This window comes from Mesorhizobium sp. M7A.F.Ca.US.005.03.2.1 (genome assembly GCF_003997795.1).
In the GTDB taxonomy this organism is placed as follows: domain Bacteria; phylum Pseudomonadota; class Alphaproteobacteria; order Rhizobiales; family Rhizobiaceae; genus Mesorhizobium; species Mesorhizobium ciceri.
In genome coordinates this window covers 1-3231 of record NZ_RZRP01000729.1, presented here as the reverse complement: position 1 = coordinate 3231, position 3231 = coordinate 1, and the positions used below count along the sequence as shown (strand labels likewise).

General features: G+C 62.1%; 3 protein-coding genes. All 3 read right to left on the bottom strand.

Features of this window, described 5'->3' with window-relative positions; genetic code table 11:
• The coding region (locus EN991_RS29200) for an amino acid ABC transporter substrate-binding protein (protein WP_164769443.1) at nucleotides 1-1023 on the bottom strand (1023 nt) is incomplete at its 3' end.
• Nucleotides 1024-1466: 443 nt separating this feature from the next.
• Nucleotides 1467-2342, bottom strand: coding sequence for a DUF2182 domain-containing protein (locus EN991_RS29195; RefSeq protein ID WP_127370044.1), 876 nt, complete (start codon nucleotides 2340-2342; stop codon nucleotides 1467-1469).
• A gap of 9 nt (nucleotides 2343-2351) precedes the next feature.
• The gene (locus EN991_RS29190) at nucleotides 2352-2987 is read right to left on the bottom strand and encodes a DUF1326 domain-containing protein (RefSeq protein ID WP_013532425.1); all 636 of its coding nucleotides are present in this window, start codon (nucleotides 2985-2987) and stop codon (nucleotides 2352-2354) included.
• Nucleotides 2988-3231: the final 244 nt, after the last annotated feature.

Genomic DNA, 3231 nt, shown 5'->3' with positions numbered 1-3231 from the left:
GATCGGCGGCGCGTATTGCAGGCCGCCCTTGGTCCACAGCGCGTTGATGCCGCGCGCGATCTTCAGCGGGCTGCCCGAGCCGACATTGCGCTCGAACATTTCGCCATAATTGCCGACGGCCTTGACGATGTTGACCACCCAGTCATTGGAGACGCCGAGATCGGTACCGATCTTGGTGTCGGCTTCCTGGCCGAGAACGCGCTTGATCTCGGGGCTGGCCGAGTTCTTCATCTCATCGACATTGGCCTTGGTGATGCCGAGCTCTTCAGCCTGCAGCAGCGCGAAATAGGTCCACTTGACGATGTGGTACCACTGGTCGTCGCCCTGGCGAACGGCCGGTCCGAGCGGCTCCTTGGAGATGATCTCGGGCAGCACGACATGGTCGGCCGGCGATCCCAGCGTCAGGCGGATGCCATAGAGGCCCGACTGATCGGTGGTGTAGACGTCGCAGCGGCCGGCATCATAGGCGGCGTTGACCTCTTCCAGCTTTTCGAAGACGACGGGATTGTACTCCATCTTGTTGGCCTTGAAATAGTCGGCGAGGTTCAGCTCGGTGGTGGTGCCGCTCTGCACGCAGACGGCTGCGCCCGAGAGCTGCAATGCCGAATTGACGCCCGGCAGCTTCTTGGCGTTGATCATGAAACCCTGGCCGTCATAATAGGTGACGCCGATGAAATTCAGGCCGAGTGCCGTATCGCGGTTGATGGTCCAGGTGGTGTTGCGCGACAGGATGTCGATCTCGCCCGACTGCAGCGCGGTAAACCGCTCCTTGGCGCTGAGCGGCGTGAACTTGACCTTGGAGCCGTCACCGAAGACGGCGGCCGCGACAGCGCGGCAGAAATCCGCATCGATGCCTTGCCAGTCACCCTTGTCGTCCGGCGCCGAAAAGCCGGCCAGGCCGGTGGAGACGCCGCACTGGATGAAGCCCTTCGCCTTGACGGTGTCGAGCGTGGCCGCCGACGCGGCGGACGCCATCAATCCAAGCGTGGCGGCGCCTAGAATGCCGATAGCAATGTGTTTCATGACCCACAGACCCTTTTCTCTGTTTTTCAGGAGTAAATCCTGATTTTTTTCTCCCGTGTGAACGCGGCTTCATCCCGGCCCATCCCGAAACCCCGCATCGTAACCGACGCGCCGCCTCCCATTCACAAATGTCATCGAAGGCGATAATTCCTGTGAGGTCAAGGGAAATGACCCAAACCCGAAGAGTTTGAAAACCGATTGCCGTAAATGCCTGATTTACAGACAAACACGCCCGCGAATTAGTCAGCAGGGGCCAATAAAGGCGGCAAAGCTGATGCAACGCCAACGCGGGGCCGATACCGGCCGCGGCAGCGAAATCCATCCAGGGCAAATACCTCGTGGTTGTTGACCTCCGCGTGGGGCGAACTACCATGTCCCAAGATTGTCTTCTGACGATTTACTGGCGGCTGCAGTCCAATACAGGTCGCAGACGAAGACTGTTCTCAAGAGGCTTGAAAGACGATCCAGGTCCCGATGCCAGCCATCAACGCGCCTGAAACGCGCGGAATCAGCTGCCCGGTCGGCACCGTCTTCTCCAGCAGGACCAGGATGGCGATGCCGGCGATCCACAGCACGTTCATGACGCCACCGACGAACAGCAGGGCCATCAGCGCCCAGCAGCACCCCAGACAGTAGGCGCCGTGATCGATGCCCAGCCGAAGCGCGCCGAGCGGAGCGGAGCGGAATCCGCCATGGCCGGCCAGGAACGCGATCGGGGCCTGACATTGGCGCAGGCAGACGCCCTTCATCGGCGTCCATTGATAGAGACCGGCGGCGATCAGGACGAGGCCGCCGAGGACCGCGCTGCCGGTCGCCATCGAGGGGTCGAGCAAGGCAAGACGGGCGAGCAGCCATTGCGCACCGGTCGCCACGAGGCTGAAGACGGCCCAGACGGCGAGGTAGCCGGCAAAAAACCATCCCGTCGAAGCGATGGGCCTGCCATCCGCCCGCGCCTTGCGGCCGACACCGGCATAGAGCAGCAACATCGGTGCGACCGAAGGCGTCATCATGCCGACCATCATCGCCGCCCACATCGTGAAGGTGAAAGCGAAATCGGCCAATGCCCAGGCCCGGATGCCTGGCGCCACGGCGGCGCCCATATCCATGCCGCCCATACCCATGTTCGACCCGTCCATATTCGACATGTCCATTCCGGCCATGTCACCGCCTCCGCTGTCCGGCAAGGCGGAGCCGGGCATGACCATGTCGGTGGCGAGCCACAGCACATAGGCCCAGGCGAGCACGGCAATCACCACGAGCGCGGCCATCACGACCGCGCGATCGCGCCGCAGCACCGCCTCGAGGGCCGTGTCGCCCATTGGATCAGGTCAATGCACGATGCCGCTCTGCGTGAGATGCAGATTGGCGAAATGGCTGTGCGTATCGGCCAGCTCGAACTTGATCGGGCCCGTCGCCTTTGTCCAGCCGCGCCCGACCTCGGCGATCGCGTATTCGAAGCCGTGCGGCAGGTCGATGCGCGCCTGGTGGGCAGCGCCGGTGACCGGATTCCGGATCGGCTCGCCACGACCGTCGGTTATACCCTCGACATGCAGCTGACTGGTTCGCGCGTCGACGTCGATGTTGAATTCGATCGGCGCAAAGATCGGGTCGTGGAACTTCTCCAGCGTGGTCGAAAAGACCTGGAATATCGTTGCACCCGGTTCGGTGTCCAGACCGCCCAATATGCGAAGCAGCGCGCCACGTTGGGCTTCCGTCGCCCTCTCGTCGATGATCACCGCGGCTTCGCCCCCGCCCTGGTGTATGGCGCCGGGCCAGCTGAAAATCCCGACGAACCGCAATCCGTCGAGCTTGGTGTCGCCGTGATGGCCGCTTTCGATTTCCATGCCGGCGACCGCCTGGCAGAACCCGTATGTCGGCATGGCGTTGAACTGGCACGGGCAGCCATAGGCGCAGTTGCAGTTGATGAATTCGCGCGCCTTCATGGCCCATTTGACGTCCGGCATGGCATTCCTCCCTTGCCGCGCTCACGCTTGGTGAGCGCGATCCGGATCGTGGAGGACCAGAGGTCAACCGGCAGCAACCATCCGGCAGCATCTGATCGAAGCAATCCGGCGATTAATATTAGCCGACAATCATATACTTTCCGCAGCCGCCCACAATAGCCGATCGGCGGAGATGAGGGCTCCGAACGCAGGTCAATCAAGGACCGCCTTTTCGCGATAGGAATTTTTTCTTGACACCCTGCCC

What these genes read in the sequence shown, in the direction of transcription:
- EN991_RS29195 (WP_127370044.1), bottom strand. Translation starts at nt 2,342, where the DNA reads ATGGGCGACACGGCCCTCGAGGCGGTGCTGCGGCGCGATCGCGCGGTC.
- EN991_RS29190 (WP_013532425.1), bottom strand. Translation starts at nt 2,987, where the DNA reads ATGCCGGACGTCAAATGGGCCATGAAGGCGCGCGAATTCATCAACTGC.